Source organism: Flavobacterium difficile (assembly GCF_011392115.1).
GTDB classification, from domain to species: domain Bacteria; phylum Bacteroidota; class Bacteroidia; order Flavobacteriales; family Flavobacteriaceae; genus Flavobacterium; species Flavobacterium difficile.
In genome coordinates this window covers 178,368-193,404 of sequence record NZ_JAAJBT010000007.1, presented here as the reverse complement: position 1 = coordinate 193,404, position 15,037 = coordinate 178,368, and the positions used below count along the sequence as shown (strand labels likewise).

12 protein-coding genes are annotated in these 15,037 nt (G+C 32.8%); 1 reads left to right on the top strand and 11 read right to left on the bottom strand.

Going from position 1 to position 15,037, the window contains the following annotated elements:
• The first annotated feature begins 330 nt into the window (after positions 1-330).
• Positions 331-1,575: a GTPase HflX gene (gene hflX / locus G4D72_RS11890; RefSeq protein WP_166077934.1), complete on the top strand. Its 1,245-nt coding sequence runs from the start codon at positions 331-333 to the stop codon at positions 1,573-1,575.
• Between the two features lie 109 nt (positions 1,576-1,684).
• Here hflX and G4D72_RS11885 read toward each other — a convergent pair whose 3' ends face one another.
• The 11 genes from G4D72_RS11885 to G4D72_RS11835 form a co-directional block, all read right to left on the bottom strand.
• Positions 1,685-2,089, bottom strand: coding sequence for a hypothetical protein (locus G4D72_RS11885; protein ID WP_166077933.1), 405 nt, complete (start codon positions 2,087-2,089; stop codon positions 1,685-1,687).
• 255 nt (positions 2,090-2,344) lie between these two features.
• Entirely contained in the window at positions 2,345-2,815 is a 471-nt protein-coding gene (locus G4D72_RS11880) for a hypothetical protein (protein WP_166077932.1), read from the bottom strand.
• Positions 2,816-3,080: 265 nt separating this feature from the next.
• Positions 3,081-3,584, bottom strand: a complete 504-nt coding sequence (locus G4D72_RS11875) for a DUF2480 family protein (protein WP_166077931.1) — start codon at positions 3,582-3,584, stop codon at positions 3,081-3,083.
• Positions 3,585-3,673: 89 nt separating this feature from the next.
• Positions 3,674-3,997 (bottom strand): SUF system Fe-S cluster assembly protein, encoded by a 324-nt coding sequence (locus G4D72_RS11870; protein WP_166077930.1) that lies wholly within the window; start codon positions 3,995-3,997, stop codon positions 3,674-3,676.
• Positions 3,998-4,055: 58 nt separating this feature from the next.
• Positions 4,056-4,475, bottom strand: a complete 420-nt coding sequence (locus G4D72_RS11865) for a SufE family protein (RefSeq protein ID WP_166077941.1) — start codon at positions 4,473-4,475, stop codon at positions 4,056-4,058.
• Between the two features lie 68 nt (positions 4,476-4,543).
• Positions 4,544-5,041: a hypothetical protein gene (locus tag G4D72_RS11860; RefSeq protein ID WP_166077929.1), complete on the bottom strand. Its 498-nt coding sequence runs from the start codon at positions 5,039-5,041 to the stop codon at positions 4,544-4,546.
• Between the two features lie 13 nt (positions 5,042-5,054).
• Positions 5,055-6,275: an aminotransferase class V-fold PLP-dependent enzyme gene (locus tag G4D72_RS11855; protein WP_166077928.1), complete on the bottom strand. Its 1,221-nt coding sequence runs from the start codon at positions 6,273-6,275 to the stop codon at positions 5,055-5,057.
• 234 nt (positions 6,276-6,509) lie between these two features.
• Positions 6,510-7,112 carry a lipoprotein signal peptidase gene (locus tag G4D72_RS11850; protein ID WP_166077927.1) on the bottom strand — a complete coding sequence of 201 codons (603 nt, stop codon included), beginning with the start codon at positions 7,110-7,112 and terminating at the stop codon, positions 6,510-6,512.
• A gap of 88 nt (positions 7,113-7,200) precedes the next feature.
• A complete protein-coding gene (locus G4D72_RS11845; RefSeq protein ID WP_166077926.1) occupies positions 7,201-7,581 on the bottom strand; it encodes a TraR/DksA family transcriptional regulator in 381 nt (126 codons plus the stop codon).
• Positions 7,582-7,589: 8 nt separating this feature from the next.
• The gene (gene ileS, locus G4D72_RS11840; RefSeq protein ID WP_166077925.1) at positions 7,590-10,991 is read right to left on the bottom strand and encodes an isoleucine--tRNA ligase; all 3,402 of its coding nucleotides are present in this window, start codon (positions 10,989-10,991) and stop codon (positions 7,590-7,592) included.
• 103 nt (positions 10,992-11,094) lie between these two features.
• On the bottom strand, positions 11,095-15,000 hold the full coding sequence (locus tag G4D72_RS11835; RefSeq protein WP_166077924.1) for a PQQ-dependent sugar dehydrogenase: 3,906 nt from the start codon (positions 14,998-15,000) through the stop codon (positions 11,095-11,097).
• Positions 15,001-15,037: the final 37 nt, after the last annotated feature.

Here is a 15,037-nt window from a genome sequence, read left to right as displayed (position 1 = left end):
GTAAGTAAATGCCGTTAAATTGGTTTCTCCCCAACTTTGAGCTGTACCAGTTCCCGTTTCAAAAGTTGTCCAACCGGTGGGAGGAAATGTTGCGCCTTCAAAGTTTTCAGTTAATTGTCCGAAAACACTTAAACCTGCGAACATAAATAATAATAAAAGTAGTTTTTTCATTATATTTGTGTGTTATTAAGTTTACATAATCATTAACAAATGTAATGAGTATATGTGCTAAAGCTAAATTAATCGATATAATGCATTAAAAGTCGATAAAAAACAGAATTGTTATTTATTAAAAATTATTGGCTATTTTTGTTAATATTTTACATTTTTATGTTAGAAATTGAGAAACACACCTTTGAAAGGACAGCAATTGTTGGAATTGTTACACAAAACCAAAATGAAGAAAAACTAAATGAATACTTAGATGAGCTAGATTTTTTAACATTTACTGCTGGTGGAGAAGTTGTAAAACGATTTTCTCAGAAAACAGATAAACCACATCCAAAAACTTTTGTTGGAACGGGTAAATTAGAAGAAATTAAAACTTATATTAAAGAACACGATATTAACTCAGTAATTTTTGATGATGAATTAACGCCTTCTCAACAAAAAAACATTACGAGAGAATTAGATTGTAAAGTTTTAGATCGAACCAATTTAATTTTAGACATTTTTGCGCAACGTGCCGAAACTTCCTATGCCAGAACACAAGTTGAATTGGCTCAATGTCAGTACCTTTTACCAAGATTAACCGGAATGTGGACGCACTTGGAACGTCAACGAGGTGGAATTGGAATGCGTGGCCCAGGAGAAACTGAAATTGAAACGGATAGACGAATTGTTCGCGATAGAATTGCTTTACTTAAAGAAAAAATTAAAATTATCGACAAACAAATGTCTACTCAACGAGGCAATCGTGGTGCGATGGTACGTGTAGCACTAGTAGGTTATACAAATGTTGGAAAATCTACTTTAATGAATGCGGTTGGAAAAAGTGAAGTGTTTGTAGAAAATAAATTGTTCGCTACTTTGGATACTACTGTTAGAAAAACAGTAATTAAAAACTTACCTTTCTTGCTTTCAGATACAGTTGGATTTATTAGAAAATTACCCACTCAATTGGTAGACTCATTTAAAAGTACGTTAGATGAAGTTAGAGAAGCCGATTTATTATTGCATGTAGTAGACATTTCGCATCCGGATTTTGAAGACCATATTGCCGCAGTAAACAAAATTTTATTAGACATAAAAAGTGCTGATAAGCCAACAATTATGGTTTTCAATAAAATTGATGCGTATCAATACATTAAGATTGATGAAACCGACGAAACCATAGAAAAAACAACCAAAAACTTCTCACTTCAAGATTGGGAAAGAACATGGATGAATAATTTAGGGGAAAACAACACCTTATTTATTTCGGCAACAGAAAAAGAAAACTTTGAGGCATTTAGAGAAATTGTTTATGAAGCTGTTAGAAAAATTCACATCAGCCGATTTCCTTACAATAAATTTTTATACCCTGATTATAAAGATGTGATTGAAGAAGAAGACAATGACAATAGTGTTCAGTAATCAGTTTTTAGTGTTCAGTTACATTTGTAATCAAAGATGCTGAAACAAATTCAGTATGACAATAAAGAAAAAAACCAGTCAAGTTTGTAATTTGACTGGTTTTTTTAATTTAATCATTATTAACCGTTATGGTTATTTCTTCTTCAAATTTATACTCGCCTTTTTTGAAAATTTCTTTATTTGTAAGTATAATTTCATAAGTATAAATGCCTTTCGGGATTTCGAAAACACATTCTTTTCCGTCGTTTTGAACCAACAATTCTTTTGTAACCTTTGTACCTTCCGCGTCTTTTCCGTCTAATTTAACAATAATTTTTTCAGCCAATTTGTTTTTTACACAAACTGTAGCTACAAATTTACTATCAACCGCTTTTGTTTTGGCGTCGGTTAACCTTGAAGTTTTAAAAATTGATATTCCTGTAACCAATAGTTCTCCACCTTTTATAATCGTTTCAAGCGTTTGAGCTTTTATGAAACTGGAGAATAAGATTAAAAATAATAGTTTAGCCTTCAATACGTGATAGAAAATAAATAGTCATTAAAATTGTCAATAAAACAAAAAACGATAAAAGATAAACTCTTTCTTTAGTAATTAAACCTTGTTTATAAAGTTTATAAACAATGAAAGTATTGAAACATAAAACTACGGCAATCAAAAAAAATTTTATTTCCATCTGCATATTCGGAAACGAAGCGAAAAGACAGATTAATAGAACAGCTAGTATAATTGGTAATTTCTTAATATCTTTCATAACTTATAACTATATTTTTATTTTTTAAAACATGCATGGTAAGCATCTAGAGCGTCTTGGCCAGAATTCCACTGTATTAGCGATACAGCGCTATGACAAATTATACCAGCTACTACTGTAAGATCTAATGCAATACAACCTCCATGCTCAATTAATGCAAGAGCAGCTGCACTTGTTATGTCACGAATGTATTTCTGTTTACATGTACTTCTTTCTTCAAAAGGAAGTAAATCTTTAATATAAATTTCCTCAATTATTGGAATCAAAGTTTCTTGTGAAATCTCTCCTAAATTATATTCATCATTTAAGGAAGTGTAAAGACTGTTTTGTAATTTAATATAATTCGTAAATTTAGTTTCATCTGTTGAAAAAACTTTAAAGTAAGTATCTATCTCGCTTTCATCAAGTTTACCATCTGATAATAATTCTTTTACTTTTTTGGTGTCGGTAGCCCCTTTAGAAAATTCAAGTTGGTTTTTTAAATACAATTTAAGATCTGCATCTTGACTTAATTTAGATAAATCTTACGCATTCCCGGTAAAACCAAAAATGGTTGTGGCTACTAAGCCGAATAATAATTTTTTCATTTTTAATTGTTTATAAAATTAGTAAATAAATTGTTAATTCAAAATTTTCTCGAGTAATTTTGTTTGGCAAACTTAAATACTAGTTTTAAACTTATTTTACGGAAAACCGTAAAAACAGAAAAAAACCAGTCAAGTTTGTAATTTGACTGGTTTTTTTATCGCTGTATTACTTCTTTTTAAACAATGGAACGGCTGAACACGCTTCGCCAAACATGATACTTTTTGACACTTTAATAAGTTTCTGAATGGCTAAAGTGTACACTTCATTAGGCACTTCTTTTTTAGAACAACCTTTTAAAATTAAGGGTTTATCGAAAAAATCTGTGTAGTCTAATTTATTTAGAATATCTTGATACCAATCGATAACCGCTACTTTCTTATCACCATGAATAATTTTTAAAGCAAAAGGTGCTAAATGAGCCGCAACTAAAGCATACGTCCAAGCGGGTAAAATAGCGTCTTCCGAACAAAATAAAGCTACATATTTGTCTTCATATACAGACCAATCTGTGTTCTTTAATTGTTCTCTAAATTCTGATTCTCTTAAAACAAAACCACCAAATAACCATTGCGAAATATCTATTGCAACAACATGATGATCTGGATAATAGTCTTCTAAATCGAACACCATTAACTTGCTATTGGCTACTTTATTTACAATCTCACTCATTTTAGTCTCAGTTTACAGTCTCAGTTTCAGTTTCAGTCTCAGTTTACAATAAATTACTGCTAACTGTTACTGAAAACTGCTTACTATTTTTAAAGCATTCCTAATTCTAACTTAGCTTCTTCACTCATTAAATCTTTGCTCCAAGGCGGGTCGAAAGTAATTTCTACTTCACAAGATGTTATGGTTTCAATTTTTTGCACCTTATCTTCTACTTCTTTTGGTAAAGATTCGGCAACAGGACAATTTGGCGAAGTTAGTGTCATTAAAATTTTAACTTCATTATCTTCGTTAATCATCACATCATAAATCAAGCCTAATTCGTAAATATCTACTGGTATTTCTGGGTCGTAAATTCCTTTTAATACTTTTACAACGCTTTCTCCTAAATTGATTTCGTCTTTAAATTCTTCCATTTTATTTTATTTTGCCACAAAGCCTCAAAGGCACTAAGGGTTAGTTATTATATCACTTTTAATTTCTAGCTTCGAATGCTAAAGCGTACATTTTTATTTTTTTTATCATTGAAACCAAACCATTGGCACGAGTAGCAGAAAGGTGTTCTTTTAATCCAATTTCGTCCACAAAATCGGTGTTTGCTTCTAAAATTTCTGCTGGTGTTTGATTCGAAAAAGAACGAATTAAAATAGCAATAATTCCTTTGGTTAAAATAGCATCACTGTCTGCGGAAAATAAAACCTTTCCATCTTTTTCTTCTGCATGTACCCACACTTTGGACTGACAACCTTTTATGATATTTTCTTCGGTTTTGTACTGCTCTTCAATAAGTGGTAATCCTTTTCCAAGTTCGATAATGTACTCGTAACGTTCCATCCAATCGTCGAACATCGCGAACTCATCTACAATTTCTTTTTGTATTTCTTTGATATTCATTTGTGCTGAATTCATTTACTTTTTTAAATTTTACTTGTTAGAAGTGTTTTTTGAATTGTATTGCAGTATTATTTAACTTCGGCAATTTTTACAATTAAATTAACCAATTTTTCAATTTCTAATGGTGGAAAACCATGATCAAAACCATTGGCTGGATACTTCACACCTTTGGATTCGAAAACAATATTCGCATGAGCGGCACCATCATAATACCTTTTTTCAGTAGGCCATTTTAAATCTTTTACTTTTTCTAAATCAACTGCTTTTGCTAAAGTTGAAATTTCTTTCCAATCGGCATTTGAAATGGCTATTTCCTCAGAATATTCTTTAAAATCTCGCTCTTTAGAAACAGATACTACTTGATTTTCTACTTTTAGCGCCATAAAAAAGCCTCTTGTTGTGGCTTCGTAATAAATGACTGGAACCTCACTTTGTGTCATGTTGTTAGTTGCGATTTCTGTTTTATCAGCACTATCTGCCAATAAAATAGGTTCTGTTGTTTTTCTTTGACAGTTACAACTTGTAAATGTAATGGCGAGGGTTGCTAATAGTGTGATAACTTTCATAGTTATTAATTTTTTATGATAACATCATTTTTGCTTTTTTAATGGCTTCTACAAAGATATCAATTTCTTCTTTAGTATTATAAAAAGCAAAACTAGCTCTTATCGTACCTGGAATTTTGAAAAAGTCCATTATGGGTTGCGCACAATGATGTCCGGTACGCACCGCTATACCAAGTTTATCTACAATCGTGCCAATGTCATACGGGTGAATATTTTCGATGTTAAAAGAAATCACCGAAGCCTTTTTATTTAAATCCGTTGGTCCATAAATAGTTACACCTTCAATTTCTTGTAATCTTTGTGTTCCATAAACTAATAATTCGTGTTCGTGTTTAGCGATGTTATCAAAACCTACTTCGTTCATAAAGTCGATCGCTGCTCCGAAAGCAATTCCTCCACAAATATTTGGAGTTCCTGCTTCAAATTTATGAGGTAAATCGGCATAAGTTGTTTTTTCGAAAGTTACGGTGGCAATCATTTCTCCACCGCCTTTGTAAGGTGGAAGTTTTCGTAACCATTCTTCTTTTCCATATAACATTCCTACACCCGTTGGTCCACACATTTTGTGAGCTGAAGTTACATAAAAATCAACATTTAAAGCTTGTACGTCTGGTTTAATATGCGGACAAGATTGTGCACCATCAATTAAAACAGCAGCACCAACAGCATGTGCTTTTTTAATTATTTCTTCAATTGGATTTAAAACACCTAAAGCATTTGAAATGTGATTGCAACAAACTAACTTGGTTTTTTCTGATAATAAGTTATCGTATTCATCCATGATCAATTCGCCATGAAGATTCATTGGAATGACTTTTAAAATCGCACCTGTATGTTCACACAACATTTGCCAAGGCACAATGTTGCTATGATGTTCTAAAGCTGAAATAACAATCTCATCACCGGGTTGTAAAAGCGATGCAAATCCGTTAGCTACTAAATTGATACTTTCAGTAGTTCCTGAAGTAAAAATAATTTCGTAAGCATGTTTCGCGTTAAAATGCTGTTGAATTTTAAATCGCGCTTGTTCATAAGCATCCGTAGCTAATTGACTCAAAGTATGTACACCACGATGAATATTCGCGTTGTATTTGGAATAATACTCCACAATACTATCGATAACTGCTTGAGGTTTTTGCGAAGTGGCACCGTTATCGAAATACACCAAAGGTTTTCCGTTTACGGTTTGTGACAATATTGGAAATTGTGCTCTTATTTTCTGAACATCGAACATAATATATCTATTTTAAGCAAATTTACGACATGATTATTTAAAATTGTTATAAACAAGAATTAAAATCTACTTAAAATAACAATTTTAATTCCGGCTAATCAAACCAAGCGATCAGTTGTTTTTATGTTTCTGAAAAATTTATAAAAAAGTAAGAAAAAGTGCTTTCCTATATGATGAAAAACAAAAAGCCAGTTAAACCTGAAATTTAACTGGCTTTTGAAATTTATTTCTCACTTATGCGTCTTTAAAACATCTTTTATTAAAAACGATTAAGATTCCAAATCCAGTTGAAATGGCTACATCTGCAATGTTAAATACAGCATTAAAAAAAGTAAAACTGTTATTTCTGTCTTTAAAAGGAAACCAATTAGGTAAATCTTCAAATTTATAAATTGGAAAATAAAACATATCTACCACATCACCATACAATAGTTTTCCATAAGGTTCGTTAGAAAAAATAGTAGCTACTTGAGCGCCACTTTCATTAAAAATTACCCCATAAAAAATAGAATCAATTAAGTTTCCGACAGCTCCAGCAATAATTAAACAAATCGCGACAATTAAATATTTAGATTGTTTTTTCTGGATAGAATCCCATAACCACCACATGATAATTGGTGAAACAATCATTCTAAATAAAGTTAAAATTAACTTACCGTAATCACCCGGAAGTTCTAAACCCCAAGCCATACCCTGATTTTCGACAAAATATATTTTGAACCATTCAAAAACTTGTACTTCTTCACCAAGGTAGAAATTTGTTTTTACATATACTTTAGTAATTTGATCTATAAGTATAATTAGAAAAATAAAAATATAGGCTTTTTTAATTGACATTTTAATAATTTTATGATTTATGCAAAAGTAGCAATTTTAACTAATAAAAAACGCTCCAAATGGAGCGTTTAAATATTATTAACGTTTTTTAACGCTGTAAATTTTTAGCTTCTATGCTCATAGTTGCGTGAGGAACAATTTTTAATCTTTCTTTATTGATTAGTTTTCCTGTTACTTTACACAATCCGTACGTTTTATTTTCAATACGAATTAAAGCATTTTTTAAATCACGAATAAATTTTTCCTGACGAATGGCTAATTGCGAATTGGCTTCTTTACTCATAGTTTCACTACCTTCTTCGAATGCTTTGAATGTTGGAGAAGTGTCATCCGTTCCGTTATTAGAATCATTTAAATACGCACTTTTTATTAAATCTAAATCGTATTTTGCTTTTTCTAATTTCGATTGAATTAATTCTTTAAACTCTGCTAATTCTGCATCTGAGAATCTTATTTTTTCATCTACCATCTTTCCAATTATTTAGAAATTAATATTATTGTTTGTAACTCATCAAACTCAATTTCCGTACCATTATTGATTTCTGGGACAAAAATTAGTTCGTTGGTAAGTGTTTCTGATTTGATATACGATAAATTTGCGATTACGGCTTGTTCAATCGTTTCATTATTTTGAATTTGAACTTTAATTTTATCTGTAACTTCAAAACCAGAATCTTTACGGATATTTTGAATTCTGTTGACTAACTCTCTAGCTATCCCTTCTTTACGTAATTCATCAGATATGGTTATATCTAAAGCAACTGTAATTCCGTTCGAATTGGCTACCAACCAACCTGGGATATCTTGAGAAGAAATCTCAACATCTTCGATGGTTAAAGTAATACTTTTTTCTGAACTAACAATTGTTATTTCACCAGCTTTATCTAGCTCATTAATTTGATCTTGTGAAAATTGCTGTATCTCTTTGGCAATCAGACCCATATCTTTTCCAAAACGCGGACCTAAAGCTTTAAAATTAGGTTTAATTTGCTTTATTAAAACGCCTGAAGCATCTTCTAATAATTCAATTTCTTTAACGTTAACTTCTGCTTTAATTAAGTCTTCAATGGCTAAAATTTCAGCTTTAAAAACGTCGTCAAGTACTGGAATCATTACCCTTTGTAAAGGTTGACGCACTTTAATCATTTCTTTCTTACGTAGCGACAAAACCAAAGAAGAAATGGTTTGTGCTTTCTGCATTCTACTTTCTAGTGATTTATCAACAAAGTTTTCAACCGAAACCGGGAAGTTCGCTAAGTGAATACTTTCGAAACTTTCCTTATTAGTAGTGGCATTCAAGTCTTTATATAATTGATCCATAAAGAATGGCGCTACTGGTGCAGCTAATTTAGCTACCGTTTCTAAACACGTATAAAGGGTCTGATAGGCCGCAATTTTGTCTTGTGCATACTCTCCTTTCCAGAATCTACGACGACACAAACGCACATACCAGTTACTTAAATTCTCTTGTACGAAATCTGAAATAGCTCTTGTGGCACGAGTAGGTTCGTACTCTGCATAAGCCTCATCCACTAACTGAATTAAAGTATGTAGTTCAGATAAAATCCAACGGTCAATTTCTGGTCTTTCTGCTAATGGCACCTCAGCTTCGCTGTAAGTAAAACCATCAATATTTGCATATAAACCAAAGAAAGAATACGTGTTATATAAAGTGCCGAAGAATTTTCTACGCACCTCAGCAATTCCTTCTAAATCGAATTTTAAGTTGTCCCACGGATTGGCATTTGAAATCATGTACCAACGTGTCGCATCCGGACCATATTCTGTTAACGTTTCAAACGGATCTACGGCATTTCCTAAACGTTTCGACATCTTTTGTCCGTTTTTATCTAACACTAAACCATTAGATACTACGTTTTTATAAGCTACTTTATCAAAAACTAAAGTCGAAATCGCGTGTAACGTGTAAAACCAACCACGTGTTTGGTCTACTCCTTCTGCAATAAAATCAGCTGGAAAATCTTTGTTTTCATCAATTTTATCTTTATTCTCGAAAGGATAATGCCATTGCGCATAAGGCATCGAACCCGAATCGAACCAAACGTCAATTAAATCGCTTTCACGTTTCATTGGCTTGCCAGATTCTGATACTAACACGATATCATCTACCACATTTTTATGTAAATCGACTAAATCATAATTGCTTTCCGACATGTTTCCGATTTCGAATCCTTTAAATGGATTTTCAGTCATGAAACCAGCAGCAATTGATTTTTCAATTTCGTTGTATAATTCTTCGACAGAACCTGCTAAGATTTCTTCCGTTCCTTCTTCATTTCTCCAAATTGGCAATGGGATTCCCCAATATCTTGAACGGGATAAGTTCCAATCGTTGGCATTTTTTAGCCAATTTCCAAAACGACCTTCACCTGTTGCTTTTGGTTTCCAGTTGATGGTTTCGTTTAAATCGAACATTCTGTCTTTGATTTCAGTTACTTTGATGAACCAAGAATCTAGCGGATAATATAAGATAGGTTTATCGGTTCTCCAACAATGTGGATAACTGTGCACATATTTTTCAACTTTGAAAGCTTTGTTTTCTTCTTTTAATTGGATTGCGATTTCTACATCTGCGGAGCGTTCTGGTGCTTCGCCCTCGTTATAATATTCATTTTTAACATATTTCCCAGATAAAAAACCTAAGTTTTCGATGAATTTTCCTTGTAAATCTACTAGAGGAACTGCATTACCATTGTCATCTAAAACCAACATTGGTGGAATTTCTGGTGTAGCTTCTTTGGCTACTTTCGCATCATCAGCTCCGAAAGTTGGAGCAGTATGTACAATTCCTGTTCCATCTTCAGTAGTTACGAAATCACCTGAAATCACTCTAAAAGCATTTTCTGAATGTTCAACCGGTAAAGCTAACTTCATTAATTGTTCATAACGAATTCCGACTAAATCTGTTCCTTTACATTCAGTTAATACTTGGTATGGAATATTTTTATCGCCTTCTTTGAAATTTTCAAAATCTGACGGTTCAGTTGAAGCAAAAAATCCTTTTCCGAATTGTTTTCCAACTAAATTTTTAGCTAAAATTACTTTTACAGGTCGGAAAGTATATTGATTGAATGTTTCCACTAAAACGTAATCAATTTTTGGACCAACTGTTAAAGCGGTATTTGAAGGTAACGTCCATGGTGTGGTCGTCCAAGCTAAGATATGAACCTCTCCAAAACCTTGTAAAAAATTTGGTAAAGTTTCATTTAGTGCTTTGAATTGTGCCACAACTGTAGTGTCTGTAACATCACGATAACTTCCTGGTTGATTTACTTCGTGAGAAGATAAACCTGTTCCCGCTTTTGGCGAATACGGTTGAATCGTGTAGCCTTTATATAATAAATCTTTATTATAAATTTGTTTTAGCAACCACCAAACCGATTCCATGTATTTCGATTTATAAGTTACATACGGATTTTCCATATCTACCCAATAACCCATTTTTTCGGTTAGATCGTTCCAAACGTCGGTATAACGCATAACGGTTTTTTTACACGCTTCGTTGTATTCTGTTACAGAAATGGTTTTTCCGATATCTTCTTTGGTAATACCTAATTCTTTTTCGGTACCTAATTCTACAGGTAAACCGTGTGTGTCCCAACCTGCTTTACGCTTTACTTGAAATCCTTTTTGAGTTTTATAACGACAAAAAATATCTTTAATCGCACGTGCCATTACGTGATGAATTCCAGGTAAACCGTTTGCTGAAGGTGGACCTTCAAAAAACACATATGGTGGGTTTCCTTCACGAGTGGTGACACTTTTTTCGAAGATGTTATTTTTTTTCCAAAAATCAAGAACTTCTGACGCTACAGTTGGTAAGTCAAGTCCTTTATAATCCCTAAATTTTGTACTCATTTTGTCGTTTTCTTAAATCAAGTTGCGAAAGTACTAAATTTCGAATAATTGTATCGCTTTTTACAAAAAAAAGACCCAATAAAAATTGAGTCTTTTTTTTATTTTATTTCATGTATTTCTGGGTTGAAATTTTTCCGGAACTTAAAAATACCTTTATCAACAGGGTTTCTTTAAAAGCATTTAACTGATTGGTATGGAAAGTGGTATGATTAATATTTTTAAAATCGAACAATTTTCTTCCTAAAACATCGAACACAATAATTTCTCGAATTGAATCTTTTGAAGATTTTACAAAGAACTCGTTTTCCTCAGAATATACTACTACATTTAAATCATCTTCGAGTTGCAATAAATTGTTATGAAATACGATTTGAAATCTGTCTGTAAAATTTCCAATTGTAGAAGAAAAATTATACGGATTTTGTTTGATATTATGAATGGTAAACGTGTAATTATCTTTCAAATAAACGATTTGATTTACAAATAAGCCATCTAAATGATCTAACGAAATTGAATAAGTTCCTGATTCGTTAATTTTGAGACCCAAAGGCACCACATCTGTATCTTGAAACGGTAATTCTCGACCTTGAATCACATATTTTTGATTATTAATTTGATTGTAAAGTAACGATGGAGAATCGTTTAAAACCAAACCATCTGAAATGTCGATTTCGTTGGTAGCTTCATTGGAATATCCTATTAAAATTTGGTTGTAATTTTTAGTTTCGTCACTCAGATTAAGCCAAATTCGGTGTTTTTCTTCTGTTTGAGTAGATTTAAAAAACTGTGAACTTGCCGAACCAAAACTTCTTTGGTTATTAGTAAAACTCGCGGTTCCTCCAGAAGCAGTATTTACAAAAAAACCTTGTCCGACCTGAATAAAATCTAAAGGTGTAGCGCCACCAGCTGCAGCTGCAACTCCGCCTAAAGTAGTATATGCAGCATAGTTATTAACAGGATAAAACCCGCCGACAGCCGCCGCAGTATGTGTCCAATAATACAACGTGGTAATATTCGGATTATCTGCTAAAAAAGCTCTAGCGTTTAATGGTGAAGGATATGGATTTCCTAATAAATTATAACCTATTCCTAGTGTTTGTGACGCATTTCCATTGAAAGGCACACCATTAAATTCACTATTAAAACTAGCCGGGATTGTTGGCGACCAAGTATTATCGACTCGAATCATATACCCTTTTCCAGCTACAAAATTATTTGTTGGAACGATAGATTGATAAGCAGTTGCAGTAGTAGAACCTGTTGAAAGGTATTCGTAAAAGCGATTAGGTAAAGTATTTGGTGAAAAAGCTTGTAATTGTTGATTGATTACCGGAGAAGCCCAAGCCGTATAATCTTGACGAATCATAGGCATAGAATTTCTCTTAATTTTGATACTTCCTGTGTTTGCAGAAGGATTAATTTGCAATAAACTCGCATTGTTTTCAAAAGTTAAACTCGCGCCAGCAGCTACATTTACACCGTTTGTAACTTCTAAAGTATGATTGGTTTTAAAAACTACATTGGCAGTTCCTAAAACATTAACCCGACAAGCTTCTACAATTCCGGTTGAAGCATAATTACCTGTAAAATTAACTTCTTTACTACTTGAAGGTTGTCCGTTACTCCATGAATTTCCATTCCATGTTGTGGATAAATTTCCACAAGGCAAAACTAAATTAATCGTGTAATCTTCAGCTTCTGAGGGATTTGAACCATGTATTGCGCCACAAAATACAGTTGGTGTTGCTGTTTGTTGACATTCAACCCGCATTCTTGTAGCGCCAACAGTAACTGTATTTGGAACTGTAAAATTTAACACACAAGTTGTAGCACTTGCAGCAATTAGTGTAGTAGTAAAGGCCACTCTTTCGCCAGAATCGGCAAAATCGCCATCTCGGTTGTAATCGATCCAAACGGAAAAACCACAAGTTCTGGCTACTGTTCCTATTGAAGGTTTTGTTAGTGTTATTGTATAATTTGTTCCTGCTGAAAGCGATGTAGAAATGGCAGTAAAATTAGAATACGAATTGTTTCCAGAAGGATTATTAATCGTATTTAAAGAAACATTGGAAATATAATTATGTCCAGTTGTTATGATTCCACTTACTGCGCAATAAGAACTTGAAGTTGTGGTGAAATTTACAAGCGAAGAATAAGCAGAAACGTTTTCCAAACAAACTCTTCTTATTTGCACTTCATAATTCGAACCTGCACTTAAATCTGATAGTTGTATAGTGTTTGAAAAACTAGTTACGTGTAACCAATTTGTTGATCCAATTATTCTGTATCTAATTTCTACTGTAGCTAAAGTTGGATTGTTCCATTGTAAATTGGCTGTTGTATTAGAAACACTTGGCACTGTTAATCCAGTTGGAACAATAAACGCTGGATTGTTTAGTACATTAACTGTTGCTGCACAACGACTTTCACCACCTTGATTATCAACTACCGTTAAAAAAACGGTTTGTGGTTGGCCTACATGCGAACAATTAAAAGTATTTTTGTCTAAAGTATAGGAAACTATTGTACCATCATCGGTAGAATTATTATTCACTTGAGCCGCTAGTATTGTTACAGAACCATTTACATCTAAAACAGCATTTACATCTTGACAATTGGCTAATGGCGGACTAGTTACTGTTGGACCAATATATCGTATTTTAACAATAACACCCGGATTTGCAATGGTTACAGAAGTAGTTCCAGAAGGACCAGAAGTGCTACCTGAATTATCTGTAACTGCATAAAAAGTAACGCCATCAGGATCTAATGCAACATCTCTATATCTGTCGTTTGAAGAATGGAATAATTCATAGTTGTCTCCCACAATAGAATTTCCATCTGCGGCTAACTTAGCTCTATAAATTGTGCCTTTTTTTAATGTTGGAATTAAAAGAGATCTTCCCCAGTTTGGAATTTTATTTAATTCATATATATCAATACTTGATGGCGCAACAGTTGGCCAACTTAAAAAACCTCCCGATGGATCTGAAGAAACTGTACTGTTGTAAGTTCCTATCGGTGGCATAAAATTAGATGAAGGTCCATTAGGAAAAGATGTAAATTCATCAATTGGTGTAACGCCTGCTGCGCAATTATGATCTGAAAAACTTCCTGCATTACATGGAGATGCTGTAGACCAATTGCAATACGTGTAAGCCATATTATCATAATAACCGGCAATCTGCGGCCAACCATAATTTTTAGCCGGAATAATTTTATTTAATTCATCATCAACTTTTGCGCCATGTTCTGAAGAAAACAGAGTGCCATCTTGAGCAAAAACTAATCCTTGAGGGTTTCTATGTCCATAAGAATAAACGTGACTTTTTACTCCTGCCAAAATTGGATTATCTGTAGGAATGGTTCCATCTGAATTTAATCTTAAAATTTTACCAGGATAATTGGCATAATCTGCTGATGAAGTTGGTAAATTTTGAGCTAAAATAGGCAAGCATGCATTAGCAAATTGATTATTTCCTTGATCGCCAAAAGAATAATACAATTTTAAATCGGGTCCAAAAATTAATCTTCCTGAATTATGATCATTACTAGCAGGCATTTCTTGTAATAAAGTTACTTCACTACCTAAAGTTTTAGTAGCATTATTGAAGGTTAATCTGGAAATTCTCAATTTTCTTCCGCTGTTATTATAAGTATAAGCAACAAACACATAATTGTTGGTTGTAGTTGCTACATTGGTATAAAGTGCGGGATGAATTGCCATTCCTAATAAACCATCTTGCCCAGCTGTTTGATACACTTGTGCAGACAAATCTATCATCGTTGTAATAGCTCCAGAAGTTTTATTTACACGAACTATCTTTTTTCCTACTCTTTCTGATATCCATAAGAAACCATCTGGCCCATATACAATTTCAGAAGGAAAATTTAAAGCATTATTAGGTGTTAAGTTAGAAACCGACCAATTAGGCCCACTAGTTACAGGAGTTTGTGCATAAAAAAAACCAGAAACTAATGTAAAAAAACATACGTAAAACTTATTCATAAAGAGAGAAATTAGGTGATGAATAACAATTTTTGTT